Raw genomic sequence first — 15498 nt, forward strand, 5'->3', positions numbered from 1 at the left:
ATTAGCCACTAGGCTCCGCCGCCATCACAACCACGAGGAAAGCGCCTGATAAAGGCGTGGGGGAATCATTGATGATATTTGGGCGCATCAAGTCACTCGATGCAATTCTTGCAACCGCCGAGAAAAAATCGCTGACGCGCTCGCTGGGGGCTTTCCAGCTCACCATGCTCGGCATCGGCGCCGTGATCGGAACCGGCATCTTCGTGCTGACCGCCGAAGCCGCGCAAAAGGCGGGGCCGGGCATGATGCTCTCCTTCGTCATCGCCGGCGTGGTCTGCGCGGTCGCCGCGCTCTGCTACGCCGAGATGGCGGCGATGGTGCCGGTTTCCGGTTCCGCTTACACCTATAGCTATGCCGTGATGGGCGAGTTGATCGCCTGGATGGTCGGCTGGGCCCTGATCCTCGAATATGCCGTGGCGGCGGGCGCCGTCTCGGTCGGATGGTCGGGCTATGTCGTCGGGCTGATAGAAAATGCCTTTTCGATAGACATACCGGATATGCTGGTGCGCGGGCCCTATGACGGCGGTGTCGTCAACCTGCCCGCCATGGCGATCGCCGGTCTCGTCACCTGGCTGCTCGTGATCGGCACCAAGGAAAGCGCGTTCGTCAACGCGGTCCTCGTCGCGATCAAGGTCGCAGCGCTCACCCTGTTCATCGTCCTGGCGCTGCCCGCGATGAACATGGAGAACTTCACGCCCTTCTCGCCACTCGGTTTTGCCGGTGTTTCGGCAGCCGCAGCCTCCATCTTCTTCGCCTATGTCGGCTTCGACGCGGTTTCGACCGCTGCGGAGGAAACCAAGAATCCGCAGCGCAACATGCCGATCGGCCTGATCGGCTCGCTTGCCATCTGCACCATCTTCTACCTGCTCGTCGCGTCTGGCGTGATCGGCAGCGTCGGTGCGCAGCCGCTGCTCGGCCCCGATGGCGCGGCGCTGCCTCCCGGCAGCACCGATCTCGCCAAGGCCTGCGTCGCGCATGCCGCCGCCACCGGTGGTGAAGCCGTGGTCTGCTCGAAGGAGGCGCTGGCCTGGACGCTGCGCGAGATCGGCTGGCCGCAGATCGGCAACCTGATCGGCCTCGCCGCCGGTCTGGCGCTGCCCTCGGTCATCCTGATGATGATGTACGGCCAGACCCGCATCTTCTTCGTCATGAGCCGCGATGGTCTGCTGCCGCCGGTCTTCTCGAAGATCCATCCGAAGTTCCACACGCCGCACGTGATCACGATCCTGACCGGTGTCTTCGTCGCGCTGTTCGCCGCTTTCTTCCCCGTCGGGAAGCTGGCGGATATCTCGAACAGCGGCACCTTGTTCGCCTTTGCCGCCGTGTCGATCGCGGTTCTGATCCTGCGCCGGACCGATCCCGGCCGCCGCCGTCCGTTCCGCACGCCTGCCGTTATCATCACCGCGCCGATCGCGGTTGCGGGCTGCATGTATCTCTTCATCAGCCTCGGTCATGAAACCAAGCTGATGTTCCTCGGCTGGGCGGCGATCGGCCTTGTGGTCTATTTCCTCTACGGTCGTCGCCGGAGCCATGTTGGCCTGGGCCATGATGAAGTGCATGAAACCGATGCCGACACGCCGCAGCAGCCGGTCCCGCCCGTTCCCAAATTCTGATCGGGCTTGAACGCAAAAAGAAAAGGGGAGGCCTCGGCCTCCCCTTTTTTTGCTTTACCGAACTGTGCTGACTTCAGCCAAAGCGCCTGGTCACCAGTTCCTTGAGATCGGCCTCGGGACGGGCACCGTAATGCGAGATGATCTCGGCGGCGCAGATCGCGCCCATGGTCAGGCTGTCCTCGACCGAGCGGCCCTCGGCCTGCCCGGCGAGGAAGCCGGCGGCGAACAGGTCGCCGGCGCCGGTCGTGTCGACGACCGTGTCGATCGGTTCGGCCGGCGCCGCGAAGCGCGCGCCGTCCTTGATCGCGATCGCGCCCTTTTCGCTGCGCGTCACCACCAGCAGCGGCACGCTCGCGCTCGCCTTGGCCACCGCCGCCTCGAAATCGTCGAGTTCGGTCAGCGCGGTGATCTCGGCCTCGTTGGCGAACAGGATGTCGATGTCGCCATCCTCGATCAGCCTCACGAAATCGGCGCGATGGCGCGAGATGCAGAAGGTGTCGGACAGCGTGAACGCCACCTTGCGGCCGGCGCCGCGCGCGATCGCGATCGCCTTGCGCATCGCGGCGCGCGGTTCCTCGGGATCCCAGAGATAGCCTTCGAGATAGAGGATCGCCGCATCGGCGATCAGTGCCTCGTCGAGCGCCGAGGCGGGCAGGAACTGCGATGCGCCCAGAAAGGTGTTCATCGTGCGCTGGCCGTCGGGCGTCACCAGGATCAGGCAGCGCGCCGTCGGCGGTTCGGCTTCGGCGCGGATCTCGGTCGTGAAGGAGACGCCCTGCGCGCGGATGTCGTGCGCGAACACCGCGCCGAGCTGATCGGGGGCGACCTGACCGATAAAGCCGCATTTGCGCCCAAGCGCGGCGAGCCCGGCGACGGTGTTGGCGGCCGAACCACCGCTCGCTTCCAGGCCGGCGCCCATCTTGGCATAAAGCGCCTCGGCTTCCTCGGTGGTGAAGAGCAACTGCATCGAGCCCTTGGCCAGCCCTTCCTGCGCGATAAAACCATCGTCGGCGCGTGCGATCACGTCGACGATCGCGTTGCCGATGGCGACGATGTCATGGCTGGGCTGGCTCAATTCGAAAACTCCTGCGCGATGCGTATATTTTCCGGCCTCTAGTGAGGGAGGGGGACCGGTGCAACCGCACGTTGACGGGGGCGGCCATGATGCCGCATCCCTCTGTCATGCTTCGTGCTTTCCTGTCTTCGCTCGGCCAGCTCGCCGATCCGCCGATCCTGAAGGTGCTGGGGAAAAGCCTTGCCGTCACGCTCGCCATCGTCATTCTCCTCGGCGCAGCGTTCTGGTGGGGGGTGACCAGTCTGGCCGCGTCATGGGGGTGGGGTGCGAATGGCGGCTTCGCGGTCGCGGCCGGCGCCGCGATGATCGCGGTGATATCCGCCTGGCTGCTGTTCCGCGTCGTCGCCGTTGCGGTGATCGGCCTGTTCGCTGATGCGGTGGTCGAGGCGGTCGAGCGGCGGCATTACCCCGAAGCGCTGGCGCGCGCGCGCCCGGTTTCGCTCGCGCGGACCGTGCACATGGGATTGGCCTCCGCCGGCCGTGCGCTGCTCTTCAACCTGTTGGCGTTGCCCGTTTATCTGGCGTTGCTCGTCACCGGCATCGGCACCGTCGCGCTGTTCGTGGTTGTCAACGCGCTGCTGCTCGGGCGCGATCTGGGCGAGATGGTCGCCGCCCGCCACATGGATTCGTCGGCGATCCGGGGCTGGCTCGGGACGACGCGAGCCAGCCGCTTCGCGCTGGGGCTTGTCGTGACCGGGCTGTTCGTGGTTCCTGTCGCCGGTCTGCTGGCGCCGATCCTGGGGGCGGCGATGGCGACGCATCTGTTTCACGGGAGGGATGAATGAGGATAGCCCGCTGGGCCTGTGGCGCCATGTTGGCGCTGCTCGCGGGATGTGGTGGCGGCGCGCCGGTGCGGCCGGTGGCGGCGCCCGTACCTCCGCCGTCTCGCCCGGTGCCGATCCCGACGGCGGGGCTGGAGCGTGTGATGGGCCAGACCGCGAAATCGCTGACCAGCATGTTCGGCCGCCCCGATCAGGACGTGCGCGAGGCCAATGGCCGCAAGCTCCAGTTCGGCAGCGGCGTCTGCGTGCTCGACGCCTATCTCTATGCGCGCCGCAACGGGCAGGAGCCGGTGGTCACGTATGTCGACGCGCGCCAGCTCGACGGTTCGGACATCGATCGCGCGTCGTGCGTCGCATCGTTCACGCGCCGCTGAATCAGCTCAAACAGGATCGGGGGCCAGCCTTGCGATCGCCCAGCGCGCCGCCTCGGCCACCGCTTCATCCTCGTCCGCCGTCAAAGGTGACAGGCGCTTGAGCAGACCCGGATCACCGCTATTGCCCGCCGCGATCGCGGCGTTGCGTACCATGCGGTTGCGGCCGATCCGCTTGATCGGCGAGCCGGCGAAAACCTGGCGGAAGCTGGCATCGTCGAGTGCCAGCAAATCGTCGAGCGCGGGCGCCGTCAGCTCGGCGCGCGGCAGGAAGGCGCGATTGGCCGCGGCGGCGGCGGCGAACTTGTTCCAGGGGCAGACCGCCAGGCAATCGTCACAGCCGTAGATGCGATTGCCGAGCTTGGCGCGAAACTCCTCGGGGATCGGTCCCTTATGCTCGATCGTGAGATAAGAGATGCAGCGCCGCGCATCGACCCGATAGGGCGCCGGAAAGGCATCGGTCGGGCAAACGCGCTGGCAGGCGTCGCAGGATCCGCAACGCCCACCCCCCGGGGTATCGGGCGCCAGTTCCAGCGTTGTGTAGATCGCTCCCAGAAACAGCCAACTGCCATGTGCGCGGTTGACCAGATTGCTGTGCTTGCCCTGCCAGCCGATACCGGCGGCTTCGGCGAGCGGCTTTTCCATCACCGGGGCGGTATCGACGAAGACCTTGAGTTCCGGTGTGGCGGCGGCATTTGCGACGATCCAGCGCGCGAGTTCCTTCAGTGCGCGCTTGACGACGTCGTGATAATCCGCGCCCTGCGCATAGACGGAGATTCGGCCGATTCCGCCCTCATCTTCCAGTCGCAGCGGATCGGTGCCGGGCGCATAGCTCATGCCCAGCATGATCACCGATCGCGCCTGTGCCCATAATCCCGTTGGTCTTGCGCGCTCTGTCGCGCGGCTTTCCATCCAGATCATGTCGCCATGGCGGCCCTCCGCCAGCCATTGGGCAAGGCGTGCCGCGCTTTCCGGCGCGGCGTCGGCGCGCGCGATTCCGCAGGCCGCGAAGCCGATCCGGGCCGCTTCCTTTTTCAGGGCGGATGGGAAGTCGCTGTTTATCATAAACTAACCGCTTGCTAGCATAAGACGCGACAACGGTTCGAGACCAGCCGGTTGATCCGCCTATCGCGGATGTGTGTGGGGACACAAACGGACGATGAAGGCCTGTATTTCGTATGTGGGAAGCGGCCGCTTCCTGATCTTTCTGCTTGCCGTGGCGATTCTGGTCGGCATGGCGTTCGGCTATTTCGGCGGACAGCTTGGCGGGCCGTTGCTCGACATGCTGTCTGATCCCGCCGCCAATGAAGCGCGGCTGGCGGCGATGTCGGTGGACCAGCGCTCGACTCACCTGCTGATCACGCTGACGCTCGATGTCATCTATCCGATCGCCTATGGCGGCGGCTTCGCCAATCTCTCGGCGCGGCTCGTCGATCGCAACAAGCTGCTGGTCGCGGCACCGGGGCTGGCGCTGATCCTGGTCGATCTGACCGAAAATGTGCTGATCGCGCTGATGCTTCAGGGTGATGCCGCGGTGATTCCGGCGAAGACATTGGCGACACAGGCGAAATGGTGGCTCTTCGCCGGTTGTTCGCTGCTGGTGACCGGGCTGGCGATCATCGCCGCGATCCGCCATTATACCGGCGGAGTAACCAAATCGCCGATCGGCGGACGCGCATCCAGGGAGATTTGATGGCCGATCAGCCGGCGGTGCGCGCATCAGGGCTCACCAAATATTTCGGCAACCGTACCGCGGTGGACGGTGTCGATCTTTCGGTGCCCCAGGGCATGATCTACGGCGTGCTGGGCCCCAATGGCGCGGGCAAGACGACGACATTGCGCATGGTGCTCGGCATCATCGAGCCCGATCGCGGTTCGCGCGCGATCTTCGGCAATCCGCGTCCGCGCGCGGTGGGCGACAGGATCGGCTATCTGCCCGAGGAACGCGGCCTGTATCCGGCGATGAAAGCGCGCGAGGCGATCGCGTTCATGGGGGCGCTGCGCGGGCTGGACTGGCAGGAGGGCCGCGCCCGCGCGGCGACGCTGCTGGAGAATGCGGGGCTCGGCCATGCGGTGGATGAGAAGATCCGCAAGCTCTCGAAAGGGATGGCGCAGCTCGTCCAGTTGCTCGGCTCACTGGTGCATCGTCCCGATCTGATCGTCCTCGACGAGCCCTTTTCGGGGCTCGACCCCGTCAATCAGGAACGGCTGGAGGCGCTGATCGTCGCGGAGCGCGCGCGCGGCGCGACCATCCTCTTTTCCACTCATGTCATGGCGCATGCCGAACGCCTCTGCGATCGGCTGGCGATCATCGCCGGCGGCAAGCGGCGTTTCGAAGGCACGGTCGACGATGCGCGCGCGATGCTGCCCATGCGCGCCACCTATACGCCGCGCAATGACAGCGAGGGTGTGGCGGCGCTGCTGCCCCCCGGCGCCGAGCATCGTGACGATCGCTGGCGCTTCAACGTGCCCGACGATGGAGTGGAGCCACTGCTGGAAAAGCTGATCGCGCGCGGCCATGGCATTGCTGGCCTGTCGATCGAGCGGCCGGGCCTGCACGACGCCTTTGTGCGCATCGTTGGCCAAGCCAATATCGGGGACGTCGAATGAAGCGCCTGTTCCGCCAGACCGCGGTGATCGCGCGGCGCGATTTCGTCGCCACGGTGGCGACGCCGACCTTCCTCGTCTTCCTGCTCGCGCCGCTCTTCATGATCGGTTTCGGCCTGATCGGTGGCCTGGGCGCATCGAAAATGGCGTCGAACGTCACCGAGCGGGCGGCGATCGCGGCGCTGGTGCCTGCCGTGGACGGCGCGAAACTGCAGCGCGCGGATGCGACGCTGCGCGCCACCTATCGATCGGAGAACAAGCCGGCCGAATTGCGCGTGCTGGCGCCCGCCGCCGATCCCGATGCGCAGGCGCGCGCGCTGATGGCGGACAAGGATACCGACGTCTATGCCGTGCTCTACGGGCCGCTCGATCGCCCGAGGATCCTGCGCGCGTCGACCAGCGAGATTTCGGCGCCCTATCTGGCCGAACTGGCGGAACAGGCGCTGCGTAACGATCGCGCCGGCCTTGCCGCCGGGGAGCGGCTGAGTCATCCCGATATTTCCGCCGTCACCCGCGAGGCCCCCAGCCGCAGCGGCCGCCAGAGCATCGGCTTCGGCGCGGTCTTCGTTATCTTCTTCCTGACCCTGCTGCTCGCCGGCCAGGCGGTCGGCATGATGGCGGAGGAGAAGGGCAACAAGGTGATCGAAATCCTGGCGGCGGCGGTGCCGCTGGAGACGGTGTTCCTGGGCAAGCTGATCGGCATGTTCGGCGTGGCGCTGCTCTTCATCGCGTTCTGGGGAACGATCGCCGGCGGTGCGGTATTGATCCAGCCCGACGCCGCGTCGATCGCCGCCTCGGTCCCGGCCATCGGATTCCCGCTCTTCTTCCTGCTGGGCGCCGCCTATTTCACCATGGCCTATATGCTGCTCGGCGCGGTGTTCCTGGGGGTTGGCGCCCAGGCCTCGACGGTGCGTGAGATCCAGATGCTGTCGCTGCCGATCACCATCGTCCAGGTCGGCATGTTCGGCCTGTCCTCGGCCGCCGCGTCGTCGCCGGGATCGACGCTTGCCTTCTTCGCGCAGCTCTTTCCGCTCAGTTCGCCCTTCGCGATGGCGGCGCGGGGTGCCACCGATCCGCGGCTCTGGCCGCATCTCCTGGCCTTGGGCTGGCAATTGCTCTGGGTCGCGCTCACCATCACCGTGGCCGCCCGCCTCTTCCGTCGCGGCGTGCTCAAATCTGGCTCGGGCGGTTTCAAGGGGCTGTTCGGCCGCAAGCGGAACGAAGGGCCGGACGATGCCGGCGCGGATTCGTTGACACAGATGTAAATAGTGGCATTCTGCAACTCAACGCGCCAGCCAAGGCGCGATACAGGAGAAATGCCGATGGCCACGCTTGCCCCCGCAGCCGCGCCGCTCGCGCCCGCCGACCCGCTCGATGTCAGTCGAGCCGAGCTTTACACCGAACATCGCTGGCAGGAACCGTTCCGTCGGCTGCGTGCGGAGGCGCCGATCCACCGCTGCGAGGACAGCGCCTTCGGCCCCTATTGGTCGATCTCGACCTACAAGCCGATCGTCCATGTCGAGTCGCTGCCCGAGCTTTATTCGTCGTCATGGGAATATGGCGGGATCACGCTGGCTGATCCCAAGGAGACAGCGAATTTCTCGATGCCGATGTTCATCGCGATGGACCGGCCCAAACATACCGAGCAGCGCCGCACCGTCGCGCCCGCCTTTACGCCCAGCGAGATCGCGCGGCTTGCCGATTCGATCCGGCACCGCACCGCCGACCTGCTCGATGAACTGCCCTGGGATAAAGAGTTCGACTGGGTCGACAATGTCTCGATCGAACTGACGACGCAGATGCTGGCGATCCTCTTCGATTTCCCCTGGGAGGATCGCCGGCTGCTGCCCTATTGGTCCGACTGGGCGGGCAATATCGAGCTTGTCCATAATGAGGAGACGCGCCGACAGCGGCTGGACATCATGTTCGAGATGGCGGGCTATTTCGCCAGGCTTTGGGCCTCGAAGGCGGGTGCGCCGCCGCAGCCCGATCTGATCTCGATGATGGCGCATTCCGAAGCGATGAGCCACATGGAGCAGAACGAATTCATCGGAAATCTCGTGCTGCTGATCGTCGGCGGCAACGATACGACGCGCAATTCGATGTCCGGTCTCGTCTACGGCCTCGATCAGTTCCCCGATGAGCGCGCCAGGCTGGAGAGTGATCCCGGCCTGATCGCCAACGCGACCTCGGAGATCATCCGCTGGCAGACGCCGCTCGCGCATATGCGCCGGACGGCGGCGCAGGATAGCGAACTGTTCGGCCATAGGATCGCCAAGGGCGACAAGCTGGCGCTCTGGTATATTTCCGGCAATCGTGACGAAAGCGTGTTCGAGGATGCCGACCGGCTGAAGGTGGACCGTGAGAATGCGCGGCGGCATTTGTCGTTCGGCTATGGCATTCACCGTTGCGTGGGTGCGCGGCTGGCAGAACTCCAGATCTCGATCCTGTTGGAGGAGATGGCGAAGCGGCGGATGCGCGCGAATGTCTCGGGGCCGGTCGAGCGGGTTCCGGCCTGCTTCGTCAATGGCTATAAGAAACTGCCGGTGACGCTCAGCCGTTATTGAAACCGCTGGGCTGCGGAGGCGGTCGATGATGACGGTGATGAACAGGCGCGTGCTGATCGGTTCGGCGGTTGCCGTGGGTGCCGGTGCGGGATTTCTGGGCTTGCGTGCGCTGGCGGCGCCCAGGGAGCGATTTGCGCTGACGCTCAGCGACGCCGAGTGGCGCAAGCGATTGAGCCCCGCCCAATATGCGGTGCTGCGTCAGGCGCATACCGAACGCGCCTTCAGCAGCCCGCTCGACAAGGAGCATCGCACCGGTACCTTCGTCTGCGCGGGATGCGCGCTGCCGCTTTTTTCTTCGAAGACCAAATTCGACAGCGGAACGGGCTGGCCGAGCTTCTGGGCGCCGCTGCCCAATGCGGTGGGCACCGGTCGGGATTTCGACCTGGGCGTGTTGCGCATCGAAGTCCATTGCCGCCGGTGCGGCGGCCATCTCGGTCATGTCTTCGATGATGGCCCGCGCCCGACCGGCAAGCGCTATTGCATGAACGGCACGGCCATGAAGTTCGTGGCCAGCAAGATCTAGCCGCGCGCCATTTCCGCCAGTTCGACGGCGCGATCCGATGCCGCCTGCAGCGTGCGCGCCACGAGCATATCGATCGACCGGTCTGCGTCGAGTATGTCGAGCCCGGCACGCGTGGTGCCGCCGGGGCTGGCGACCCGATCCGCCAGCGCGGCAGGGCTGACGTCGGATGCGGCAGCAAGCGCCGCCGCCCCGCCCACCGTGGCCAGCGCGAGCGCTGCCGCCTGATCCGGCGCGAAGCCAAGTTTCTCGGCGCCCTTGGCGATCGCATCGATGAAGCGATAGACGAAGGCAGGTCCCGATCCCGAAACGGCCGTGCCGGCATCGATCAGCGCTTCGCGATCGACCCACAGCGCAAGGCCGAGCGGCCGCGCCAGCGCATCCGCGACGCCGTGGGCGTCGGCGCCGTCGCGGCAGGTGTGGAGGATCGAGGCACCTTGGCCAAGTGCGGCGGGCAGATTGGGCATCAGCCGGACGATCCCGCCGGCCCGTGCGAAGCGATCACCGAGCGTCGCGCCGTCGACGCCAGCCATGATCGAGATCACCACGGTTTCCGGGCCAGTGAGCGCGTCGATCGCGCCGGCGGCCTCAGCGAAGATCTGCGGCTTGATGCCGACCAGCAGCGCGGCAGGGGCAGGTTCGCCAGCCGGTGGCGCAGCGCACAGGCGGGTACCCTCGGGCGCTTCGCCGCGCATCGGATCGATGATCGTGACCGCGGCGGGATCGAGCCCCGATTCAAGCCAGCAGGAGAGCATGGCGCCGGCCATGTTGCCGCAGCCGAGCAGCCAGAGCGGACGCGAGGTTGTGAAGGGAAAAGCCATGGCGAGGCCGATAGGCGAATTTCGGCCCGCTGTCATTCCCGCCGGAACGGATTCAGCGCGCCGCCACCTGCGCCGATTGCGGTGCGGCGCCGCCGCCTGTGCGTAGCGAGAGCAGCTTGCTGAGCTTGCCGCGGAAAGCGGCGAGATCGGCACCGGCGAGCAGTGACGTCTGGATGAAGGACACCGAACGCGGATTGATCGCGATGCCGTTCTTGTAGAGTTCGTAATGAAGGTGCGGACCGGTCGAGAGGCCCGTCGACCCGACATAGCCGATCACCTGGCCCTGGCGGACGCGCGTTCCGACGCCGACCGCGATCCGGCTCATATGCGCATAGCCCGTGCCCAGTCCGCCGACATGGTTGAGGCGCACATAATTGCCGTGGCCGCCATGGCGGCCGGCAAAGGAAACGACGCCGTCGGTGGCGGCATAGATCGGGGCGCCGGAAGGCGCGCCGAAATCGATGCCCTTGTGCAGGCGCGAATAACCCAGCAGCGGATGGCGCCGCATGCCGAAGCCGGAGGTCATGCGTCCGGCCACCGGCGTCGCCATCACGCCGCGCTTCTGGCCGACGCCCGACGCCTCGAACCATTCGGTGCGTCCGCCGATCGTCCATTCGAGCAACTGGATGCGCCGGCGGCCCTGGTCGAGCCCGGCATAAAGCAGCTTGCCGATCTCGACCTCGCCGGTTTCGGCGCGGGCCTGTTCGACGATGATGTCGAACCGGTCGTCCGAACGGATGTCGCCGCCGATCGAAACCTTGGTTGCCAAGGCGCGGATATAGGCCTCGACTGCCTTGCCGGGCACGCCGGCGGCGCGCGCGGACCGATAAAGACTGTCGCCCACCCGGCCCTGGATGCGCAGCGGGGTGTTGTCGACGGCGATCGGCACGCGGTTGAGCGTAAGCACGCCGTTGACGCGCGAGATCTCCAGGCGAAGGTCGAAGCGGGCGCGGAACGCCAGATAGTCTAGCGGCCGGGCGACGTTGCGGTTGGCGCGCCGGCCGAGTGTGACGTCCATGCGCGTGCCCGGCTTGATATCGCCCAGCGCGACCACGCCGGCGACCATATCGGCGACTTTGGCGGCTTCGTTCTCGGCAACGCCGGCGCGTTCAAGCACGCGCTTGAAACCGTCGCCCTGGCCGAGCGTCGCGACAAGATCGATCGACGGGCGTTCGGGCGTGTTCGTCAGCGGAACGACCACATCGGTCGACGACATGCGGCGCCCGGTATCGCCGCCGAGTGCCAGCGGCGCGATCGATTGGGCGCGCGCTTCGTCCCAGCTATCCGGGCTCATCGGTTGCGGGCTGAGCCCGGCGACCGGGCGGAAACCGGGTGAAAGCGCCCAGGCCGAGGAGATCAGGACGACGCAGGTGGCGAGGCCGCGGAACCATTCTCGCGATCCGATGCCGGCGCCCAGATCGGGAACCAGTTCGACATCGGCGAGCCGCGCCTCCAGCTTGTTCCACCGGCCTTCGGGTTGGGCCTTGCGACCGAACGGCCGGGTCAGCGCGGTTCCTGACAGCGCGTTGTCGAGCGTCAGGGCCGCGACAGGCCCTCCATCACCGAAACCATGGTCGTTGCGCTGGTACAAGTTGCGCCCCTCAAAAGCGGTGCCCGCACACCGCGACTCCCAATGAGCTATAGCATGTCTGTGAAGGCAGAGGGTTAAAGTCAAATTAAGCCGGTATGTTTCTGCAAGAACTGCGGCGGGCCGTGCCGATCGGTCGGCGGGCGCAAATCTTTCTCGCCGGTGCTTGCGCGGAGCCGCACGATTGCCGATCTTGGCTGCATGAGCCGTTTCGCGCGTTCGCCGGTTACCGCCATTCTCGGGCCGACCAATACCGGCAAGACCCATCTCGCCGTCGAGCGGATGTGCGGTCATGCCAGTGGCATGATCGGTTTCCCGCTGCGCCTGCTGGCGCGAGAGGTCTATGATCGCGTCGTCGGGATCAAGGGCAGGGAGCAGGTGGCGCTGATCACCGGCGAGGAGAAGATCCTGCCCGACAAGGCGCGCTGGTTCCTTTGCACCGCCGAAAGCATGCCGCTCGATCGCGAGGTCGCCTTCGTCGCGCTCGACGAGGCGCAGTTGGGCGCCGATCCGTCGCGGGGGCATGTCTTCACCGATCGGCTGCTGCGCGCGCGGGGGCGCGAGGAGACGATGATCCTGGGGTCGGAGAGTCTGAAGCCGCTGATCCGCGCGCTTGTTCCCGATGCCGAGGTGATTGGTCGTCCGCGTTTCTCGACGCTCAGCTATGCCGGCGCGAAGAAGCTTTCGAAACTGCCGCCGCGTTCGGCGATCGTCGCCTTCTCGGCCGAAGAGGTTTACGCCGTCGCGGAGATGCTGCGCCGGACCAAGGGCGGCGCGGCCGTGGTGATGGGGGCCTTGTCGCCGCGCACCCGCAACGCGCAGGTCGCGATGTTCCAGGCCGGGGAGGTTGATTATCTGGTCGCGACCGACGCGATCGGCATGGGCCTCAACATGGATGTGGCGCATGTCGCGTTCGCCGGGCTCGCCAAGTTCGACGGCCATCGCCGCCGGCGGCTAACGCTGGCCGAAATGGCGCAGATCGCGGGCCGTGCGGGCCGTCATCAACGCGACGGCACGTTCGGCACATTGGGGGCGGAGGAGGGCGGTATCGCCTTCACGCCCGAGGAGATCGAACGGATCGAGGAGCATCGCTTCCCGCCGCTCGATCATCTCTACTGGCGCGACGGCCTACCCGATCTGTCGAGCCTCGACGCGCTGATCGCCGCGCTGGAGGCGCGGCCGACCGAACCGCTGCTGCGCGCCGCGCCGGAAGCGGTGGACCTGGCCGTGTTGCGCCGGCTGGCCGATGAACCCTGGGTGCGCGATCGCGTCCGCGAGCCCGTGCTGGTCCGTCGGCTATGGGCTGCCTGCGGCCTGCCTGATTTCCGCAAGACCGGCGCTGATCATCATGCCCGGCTGGTCGGACGGGTATTCAAGCATCTGAGCGAGGGCGCCGGTCATGTCCCGGTGGCATGGTTCGCCGACGAGATCGCCCGGCTCGATACCATTCAGGGCGATGTCGAAACGCTGGCGGACCGGATCGCGGCGGCTCGCACCTGGGCCTATATCGCGCATCGTAACGATTGGCTGGCCGATCCCGCACATTGGGCGGAGCGCACACGCGGGGTCGAGGAGAAATTGTCCGACGCGCTGCATGCCAAGCTCACCCAGCGCTTCGTCGACCGGCGGACGGCGGTGCTGATGCGCGAGATCGGCAGTGATCCCGATGCCATGCCGGTGACGATCGCCGAAAATGGCGAGGTGTCGGTTGACGACGAACCGATCGGCCGGCTGGTCGGCTTTCGGTTCAGCGTGGCGCCCGATGCGCGGCTGGCCGATCGGCGCAAGCTGCTCGCCGTCGCCGAACGCCGGCTTGGGCGCGAATTGTCTCGGCGTGCGCGATCGCTGACGGACGCGCCTGACGCGGCGTTGACCTTGACCACGATCGCGGGCGAACGGCCGGCGATCGTCTGGGATGAGCATGTCGTCGCGCAGCCACAGGCCGGCCGTTCATTGCTCACGCCGCGCCTCCGGCTGGATCGCGCGCTCGACATGCTTAACGGGGCGGACCGCAAGGCGGTCGCGGTGCGGCTCGAACGCTGGCTGGTCGGGCGGATCGATCATGTCCTGCGGCCTCTCGTGCGGATGACGGCGGCGGCCGCCGATCCGGCGACGCCGCCGCCTCTGCGCGCGCTGCTCGCGCCGCTGGCTGAGGCGGGCGGCGTGATCGAGCGGTCGGCGCTCGAAACGGCGCTGGGCGCGCTTGACAAGGCCGGGCGCCATGGCGCGCGCCGGCTGGGTTTGACCATCGGGGCGCTTGACCTGTTCCACGCCCAGTTGCTGAAGCCGGAGGCGATGCGATGGCGCGCGGCGCTCGTGGCGATCCGCGCCGACGCAACTATGCCGCCGACCGCCCCTCCGGGGGCGGCGGTGGTTGCGGCGCCGTCGCCCGGATCGGATTTCCGGACCTTGGGCAGCCAGGCGCTTCGCGTCGACCTGGTCGAACGGATCGCCCGTGCTGCGCACGACGCGCGCGATGGCCGGCGTCCCTTCGTGCCCGATCCGTCTCTGGCGGTGTCGATGGGGCTGGGCGCGGATGCGCTCGCGCGGCTCATGCGTCTTCTCGGGTTTGAGGCGCACGAGCAGGCCTGGCGCTATCGCGGTCGGGTCAAGCCACGCGCGGCGCGCGCGGTGCGGCCGGGCAGCGCCTTCGCCGATCTTGAAAGGCTGGTCGCGCATGGCCGCTGACGCAGGTTCCAACCAGCGCATCGATCGCTTCCTGTGGTTCGCGCGACTGACCAAGACGCGGAGCCAGGCTCAGGCGCTGTGTGGCGAGGGGCATATCCGCGTTGACGGGCGCAGGATCGAGCGCGCGCATGCACCCGTTCGCGTCGGCAATGTCGTCAGCCTGTTCGTCCATGGCCGCGTCCGCGCGATTCGGATCGACGCGCTGCCGGTGCGTCGTGGTCCCGCGCCGGAAGCGCAGGCCTGTTATACCGACCTTTCCGCGCCTGCCGAAATGCGAACGACTTGCAGCAGTGCGGGGAATATTGACGCGGGCGAATCGCATCCATAGCAGGGCCGAATTGGAGGGAGCTATTCCATGACTTACGTCGTCACCGATGCCTGCATCCGCTGCAAATATATGGATTGCGTGGAGGTGTGCCCCGTGGATTGCTTCTACGAGGGTGAGAATATGCTGGTGATCAATCCCAGCGAATGCATCGATTGCGGCGTTTGCGAGCCCGAATGCCCGGCCGAGGCGATTCTGCCCGATACCGAGAACGGCCTGGAGCAGTGGCTGGAGTTGAACGCGACCTTCTCGTCGCAATGGCCCAATGTCACTCGCAAGGCCGATCAGACGCCCGCTGATGCCGACGAGCATAAGGGCGAAGAGGGCAAGTACGACAAATATTTCTCGCCCGAGCCCGGCACCGGCGACTGAGGTCGTCGTCCCCGCGCATAGTTGCCATCAAGTAATATCGACATGCCGGTGCCGGCCGGATTCGGCGCCGGATGGCCGGCGCCGATTGCTGCGTCGTAACAAAAGACTGCGGGCTGGCATTTTTGTTGCGACTCTGTTAAAGAGACTCACTGTGAGCGCGCGGGGTCAC

General features: G+C 66.5%; 15 protein-coding genes. 11 read left to right on the forward strand and 4 right to left on the reverse strand.

From position 1 onward, the window contains the following. The first annotated feature begins 71 nt into the window (after positions 1-71). Complete coding sequence (locus tag ACODTA_RS22535; RefSeq protein WP_489068840.1) at positions 72-1613, forward strand: amino acid permease; 1542 nt, start codon at positions 72-74, stop codon at positions 1611-1613. A 73-nt stretch (positions 1614-1686) separates the two neighbouring features. On the opposite strand, the gene ACODTA_RS22540 is transcribed toward ACODTA_RS22535, so the two are convergent. Then, positions 1687-2688, reverse strand: a complete 1002-nt coding sequence (locus ACODTA_RS22540) for an adenosine kinase (protein ID WP_489068842.1) — start codon at positions 2686-2688, stop codon at positions 1687-1689. A 107-nt stretch (positions 2689-2795) separates the two neighbouring features. On the opposite strand from ACODTA_RS22540, the gene ACODTA_RS22545 reads away from it, so the two are divergent. Both ACODTA_RS22545 and ACODTA_RS22550 read left to right on the forward strand, forming a co-directional pair. Then, positions 2796-3473, forward strand: coding sequence for an EI24 domain-containing protein (locus ACODTA_RS22545; protein ID WP_489068844.1), 678 nt, complete (start codon positions 2796-2798; stop codon positions 3471-3473). After that, positions 3470-3844 carry a hypothetical protein gene (locus tag ACODTA_RS22550; RefSeq protein WP_489068846.1) on the forward strand — a complete coding sequence of 125 codons (375 nt, stop codon included), beginning with the start codon at positions 3470-3472 and terminating at the stop codon, positions 3842-3844. Before ACODTA_RS22545 ends, ACODTA_RS22550 begins: the two co-directional genes overlap by 4 nt. Positions 3845-3850: 6 nt before the next feature. Here ACODTA_RS22550 and queG read toward each other — a convergent pair whose 3' ends face one another. Then, positions 3851-4906 carry a tRNA epoxyqueuosine(34) reductase QueG gene (gene queG, locus ACODTA_RS22555; RefSeq protein ID WP_489068848.1) on the reverse strand — a complete coding sequence of 352 codons (1056 nt, stop codon included), beginning with the start codon at positions 4904-4906 and terminating at the stop codon, positions 3851-3853. Positions 4907-5000: 94 nt separating this feature from the next. Here queG and ACODTA_RS22560 point away from each other — a divergent pair, with 94 nt between their 5' ends. From ACODTA_RS22560 to msrB, 5 genes are read left to right on the forward strand one after another with little or no spacing between them, the layout of a single operon-like run. Further along, complete coding sequence (locus ACODTA_RS22560; protein ID WP_489068850.1) at positions 5001-5534, forward strand: hypothetical protein; 534 nt, start codon at positions 5001-5003, stop codon at positions 5532-5534. After that, positions 5534-6451: an ABC transporter ATP-binding protein gene (locus tag ACODTA_RS22565; RefSeq protein WP_489068852.1), complete on the forward strand. Its 918-nt coding sequence runs from the start codon at positions 5534-5536 to the stop codon at positions 6449-6451. Before ACODTA_RS22560 ends, ACODTA_RS22565 begins: the two co-directional genes overlap by 1 nt. Further along, positions 6448-7713, forward strand: a complete 1266-nt coding sequence (locus tag ACODTA_RS22570) for an ABC transporter permease (protein WP_489068854.1) — start codon at positions 6448-6450, stop codon at positions 7711-7713. Before ACODTA_RS22565 ends, ACODTA_RS22570 begins: the two co-directional genes overlap by 4 nt. A gap of 57 nt (positions 7714-7770) precedes the next feature. After that, positions 7771-9015 (forward strand): cytochrome P450, encoded by a 1245-nt coding sequence (locus tag ACODTA_RS22575; RefSeq protein WP_489068856.1) that lies wholly within the window; start codon positions 7771-7773, stop codon positions 9013-9015. A gap of 25 nt (positions 9016-9040) precedes the next feature. After that, complete coding sequence (gene msrB, locus ACODTA_RS22580) at positions 9041-9538, forward strand: peptide-methionine (R)-S-oxide reductase MsrB (protein WP_489068858.1); 498 nt, start codon at positions 9041-9043, stop codon at positions 9536-9538. Here the strand turns inward: msrB and ACODTA_RS22585 are convergent. Together ACODTA_RS22585 and ACODTA_RS22590 are read right to left on the reverse strand one after the other, a co-directional pair. Continuing rightward, a complete protein-coding gene (locus ACODTA_RS22585) occupies positions 9535-10356 on the reverse strand; it encodes a pyrroline-5-carboxylate reductase family protein (RefSeq protein ID WP_489068860.1) in 822 nt (273 codons plus the stop codon). The two genes, msrB and ACODTA_RS22585, sit on opposite strands and share 4 nt — an antisense overlap. 52 nt (positions 10357-10408) lie before the next feature. After that, positions 10409-11947: a M23 family metallopeptidase gene (locus ACODTA_RS22590; protein ID WP_489068862.1), complete on the reverse strand. Its 1539-nt coding sequence runs from the start codon at positions 11945-11947 to the stop codon at positions 10409-10411. Between the two features lie 198 nt (positions 11948-12145). Here ACODTA_RS22590 and ACODTA_RS22595 point away from each other — a divergent pair, with 198 nt between their 5' ends. From ACODTA_RS22595 to fdxA, 3 genes are read left to right on the forward strand one after another with little or no spacing between them, the layout of a single operon-like run. Then, entirely contained in the window at positions 12146-14632 is a 2487-nt protein-coding gene (locus ACODTA_RS22595; protein WP_489068864.1) for a helicase-related protein, read from the forward strand. Next, positions 14622-14960 carry an RNA-binding S4 domain-containing protein gene (locus ACODTA_RS22600; protein ID WP_489068866.1) on the forward strand — a complete coding sequence of 113 codons (339 nt, stop codon included), beginning with the start codon at positions 14622-14624 and terminating at the stop codon, positions 14958-14960. Before ACODTA_RS22595 ends, ACODTA_RS22600 begins: the two co-directional genes overlap by 11 nt. A gap of 27 nt (positions 14961-14987) precedes the next feature. Further along, the gene (fdxA, locus tag ACODTA_RS22605) at positions 14988-15329 is read left to right on the forward strand and encodes a ferredoxin FdxA (RefSeq protein ID WP_489068868.1); all 342 of its coding nucleotides are present in this window, start codon (positions 14988-14990) and stop codon (positions 15327-15329) included. Positions 15330-15498: the final 169 nt, after the last annotated feature.

Source organism: Sphingomonas sp. FG14, assembly GCF_057809675.1.

Excerpts from the sequence above, each read along its gene's own strand:
- queG (WP_489068848.1), bottom strand. The coding sequence starts at position 4,906 with ATGATAAACAGCGACTTCCCATCCGCCCTGAAAAAGGAAGCGGCCCGG.
- ACODTA_RS22560 (WP_489068850.1), top strand. The coding sequence starts at position 5,001 with ATGAAGGCCTGTATTTCGTATGTGGGAAGCGGCCGCTTCCTGATCTTT.
- ACODTA_RS22575 (WP_489068856.1), top strand. The coding sequence starts at position 7,771 with ATGGCCACGCTTGCCCCCGCAGCCGCGCCGCTCGCGCCCGCCGACCCG.
- ACODTA_RS22565 (WP_489068852.1), top strand. The coding sequence starts at position 5,534 with ATGGCCGATCAGCCGGCGGTGCGCGCATCAGGGCTCACCAAATATTTC.
- ACODTA_RS22585 (WP_489068860.1), bottom strand. The coding sequence starts at position 10,356 with ATGGCTTTTCCCTTCACAACCTCGCGTCCGCTCTGGCTGCTCGGCTGC.
- ACODTA_RS22535 (WP_489068840.1), top strand. The coding sequence starts at position 72 with ATGATATTTGGGCGCATCAAGTCACTCGATGCAATTCTTGCAACCGCC.
- ACODTA_RS22595 (WP_489068864.1), top strand. The coding sequence starts at position 12,146 with ATGAGCCGTTTCGCGCGTTCGCCGGTTACCGCCATTCTCGGGCCGACC.
- ACODTA_RS22550 (WP_489068846.1), top strand. The coding sequence starts at position 3,470 with ATGAGGATAGCCCGCTGGGCCTGTGGCGCCATGTTGGCGCTGCTCGCG.
- fdxA (WP_489068868.1), top strand. The coding sequence starts at position 14,988 with ATGACTTACGTCGTCACCGATGCCTGCATCCGCTGCAAATATATGGAT.
- msrB (WP_489068858.1), top strand. The coding sequence starts at position 9,041 with ATGATGACGGTGATGAACAGGCGCGTGCTGATCGGTTCGGCGGTTGCC.
- ACODTA_RS22545 (WP_489068844.1), top strand. The coding sequence starts at position 2,796 with ATGCTTCGTGCTTTCCTGTCTTCGCTCGGCCAGCTCGCCGATCCGCCG.
- ACODTA_RS22600 (WP_489068866.1), top strand. The coding sequence starts at position 14,622 with ATGGCCGCTGACGCAGGTTCCAACCAGCGCATCGATCGCTTCCTGTGG.
- ACODTA_RS22570 (WP_489068854.1), top strand. The coding sequence starts at position 6,448 with ATGAAGCGCCTGTTCCGCCAGACCGCGGTGATCGCGCGGCGCGATTTC.